The organism is Nocardia sp. CC201C (assembly GCF_030010695.1).
GTDB lineage: Bacteria > Actinomycetota > Actinomycetes > Mycobacteriales > Mycobacteriaceae > Nocardia > Nocardia otitidiscaviarum.
In genome coordinates, this window is the sequence record NZ_JASCXP010000635.1 from 1 (window position 1) to 2678 (window position 2678).

The following is a 2678-nucleotide window of genomic DNA, read 5'->3' on the forward strand; positions in this document are numbered from 1 at the left end:
GCCCACCGCCATGGACGGGCGGCGGGTGCGGTTGGCCACCGCGACGGGCAGCGTACCGGCCCACGACCAGGCCAGCAGCGGCTGTACCAGCAGTTCGGCGGGGGATTCGGCGCGCTGCTCGGGCCAGGGGCACAGCAGTGCGGCACGGCGGCGGCGCAATTCGGTGATCGCGGCGGCCAGCGCTCCGGGGGCCAGCCGGACGTCGGCATCCAGGAAGACGAGCGCGGTGGGCTCCGTTGCCGTGGCCAATTCGGCCAGTGCGGCACACGCCGCCGTCTTGCCGGTCCAGCCCGCGCGCGGCTCGGAGTGATTGCGCGCCAGCGTGAATCGCTCGTCATCGGCGATGGCCTCGGCGACCGCCTCGTACGTTCCGTCGGCGGAGGCGTCGTCCAGGACGATTACTCGCAGCCGCGGAACTCCTTGCTGCGCACGCAGATCCGCGATGAGCGCGGGCACCCGATCAACCTCGTCACGGGCCGGAACGCACACCGTGACCGGTTCGATCACACTCTGCCCCACCCGCAGCCTCGGCAGGGTGAGCCGATTGACCAGCGCCATGGCGGCCCCGGCCACCGCGATGGCGGCCCCGGCCCGCACGAACCGCTCACCGACGCGTACAGCCCGCTGTCGTGTGGGGAAGCCGCGCACAAGCCGCTGCCGCGTGGGAGAGCTGCCTACGAACGTCTCGCGCGTGGGGAAGCCGCTCATGAACGGCTCGCGCGTGGGGAAGCCGCCCACGAACGGCTCGCGTGAGGGGGTGCCGCGTACAAGCCGCTCCTTCTTGGGAATGCCGCGCACAGCCCGCTCCCGTGTGGGAAGCCCAGACCGCGTGCGGGAGGCACAGCCCGGTCGCGTGCGGGAAACATGCTGCGGCGCAAGGCCGGTCGCCTCTACTCGGCTGGTGTTCGCGGCCCGCGGCCGGGGCGGATCCAGCGGGCGGCGCGGACGTATTCGGGGGCGTCGGGGTTGCGGTTCATGTAGGCCAGCACCGCCACGATGGCGGCCACGGCCAGCGTGATGCCGCCGACGATGCCCGCCCAGCCCGCGAAGGAACGGGTATTGGGATCGGCGTAGCCGACCTCGGCGCGCAGGGTGGACACATCACCGGCGGGCAGCTTCCAGGTGACCACCGAATCGCCCTCGCGGGTGCCATTGGTGGTGCCGACGCGGGCCGGGAAGGCCACGGTGAACTGCACATCCGAACCATGCGGCGGCAGGCTCCCCAGATCGACCCGGCCGGTGAGGGTGACCAGGTCACCGAGGCGGTTGAAGGCGAGGGTGAACATGCCCTGGGTCTGATCGGACAGCGCGCTGAGCTGCTGCACCTCACCGAATGTCAGGTCCTCGAAGTACACCTGGCTGCCGACATAGCCGTCCTGCGAATAGGACTCGACGCGCACCTTGCCGGTGAGCGCGTCCGGCGCCTTCAGCTGCGGGCCCTTGTCGTCCTCGCTCTGCGGGACGGCGGCGGCGACGATCCGCCCCGAGACGCGGTCGTTGGACGACACGCCCATGGACGCCTGCACCCGCAGGCAGCCGGAGAGCAGCGGCAGCAGCAACGCCGCGAACAGTAGGGCGGCGGTCACCCGAACCGCACGGCGCGGTCGCCGCGCGGTGAGCGCGGGTTCGAGCTGGTCGGCTGCGATGGCGGTCTTCGGACTCGGCTGCACGGCTCACATCGTGCCATGACGCACCGGCCGCAGCGTGATTCGACGGGCGGACAACGCCCGCACCAGCGGAATCCCCAACACCCCCAGCCCCACCAACCCGTAGCCCGCCGACACCGGCAACCCGAGAAACACCGCATGCGCCAGCGCCGAACCCAGCCAGGTCCACAGGAATACGGCCACCGGCACCGCCACATCGCCGGAACGGACCGCGACCGCGGCAGTGTCCGCCCTGCGAACAGGGGCAGGGGCGATCGGTGGCTTGGCCGGGTCGTGTCCGGCGGCTGGCGCGTTCGTCGGGTCCGGTGCCGCGTCCGATACGGCTGATGGCCCGGTCGTACTCGCTCCTGCGGGTGGCGAAGCGGCCGGGGTGTTTCGACCGGCGGCGACGCCGGGTGAGACGGGGGCGGCGTCCGGCCGATCGGTGGCGGCCGCGTCGGTGGCTGCCGATTCTGCGGTGGCTGGTTGCGTGGTTGCGGTGGCCGGTTGCTTGGTGGTGGTAGCTGGTTCGGTGGCCGACGGTTCAGTGGCAGTGGCGGCGCTGGTGGGTGGTGCGGTGGCTGGCCGTGCGGTGGTGGGTGTGCGCTCGAGGTTCGGTGCGGTCCGATCCCAGAGCGCCAGCAGTCCGGCCATCACCAGGCCGACGGCGAACCAGCCGAGGTAGTTCGTCAGCGGGATCTCCGGGAGTCCGGGCAGGCCGGGCGAGGGCGAGCACCAGATCCACTGCCCGTCCGCCACCATCTGCGGATCCAGGAACAGATCCCAGCCGACCGCCCCCACGGCCGTCATCGTCACCCGCGTCACCGTGCGCGAGTACAGCTGCCCCGCGACGATCCACACCGGGTACAGGCCACCGGTCCAGGCCAGCGCCACCACCAGCGGCACCCCCGCCACCGACGGCCCGATCCGCCCGCTCGCGTAGTCGTAGCAGCCGAACGGGAATCCCGTTGCCGTGCCCACCATCTCGGCCAGCAACCCGACCCCGGACACGATCACCAGCACACCGACGGC

General features: G+C 71.8%; 3 protein-coding genes. All 3 read right to left on the bottom strand.

Going from position 1 to position 2678, the window contains the following annotated elements; genetic code table 11:
• Positions 1 to 558 (bottom strand): glycosyltransferase (locus QK444_RS35250; protein ID WP_282786321.1); only part of this gene is annotated, 558 nt, incomplete at its 3' end.
• Between the two features lie 332 nt (positions 559 to 890).
• Positions 891 to 1586, bottom strand: a complete 696-nt coding sequence (locus QK444_RS35255) for a DUF3153 domain-containing protein (protein WP_052373302.1) — start codon at positions 1584 to 1586, stop codon at positions 891 to 893.
• Positions 1587 to 1673: 87 nt separating this feature from the next.
• A partial coding sequence (locus QK444_RS35260) for a carotenoid biosynthesis protein (RefSeq protein ID WP_282786320.1) occupies positions 1674 to 2678 on the bottom strand: 1005 nt, incomplete at its 5' end.